At 47.9% G+C, this 263-nt stretch carries 1 protein-coding gene; it reads left to right on the forward strand.

Translation table 11 applies throughout. The features are described from left to right. Positions 1-24 precede the first annotated feature (24 nt). Positions 25-263: HRDC domain-containing protein (locus CH339_RS25770; RefSeq protein ID WP_245408200.1), on the forward strand; the 239-nt coding region annotated here is incomplete at its 3' end.

Consider the following 263-nt stretch of genomic DNA (forward strand, 5'->3'; position numbering starts at 1 on the left):
TTAATCGCAGATGAGTACATAAAAATGTCCGACGGGACATATCCTGTTCTCTTTGTCGCCAACAAGGGGCGAAACGTTTTGCTCGGCCGGGAAGCGGTGATGCGCAAAGAAAAAATGCAAACAAATCAAATCGTTAAAGATGACGAATTGTTTGAACGGTTAAGGGCGCTGCGCAGAAAGCTTGCTCAGGAACAAGGCGTGCCTCCTTTTGTTGTATTCTCTGACGAAACGCTGCGGGAAATGAGCGGGAAAGTCCCTCTGAC

It is taken from the genome of Rhodobium orientis (genome assembly GCF_003258835.1).
GTDB classification, from domain to species: Bacteria; Pseudomonadota; Alphaproteobacteria; order Rhizobiales; family Rhodobiaceae; genus Rhodobium; species Rhodobium orientis.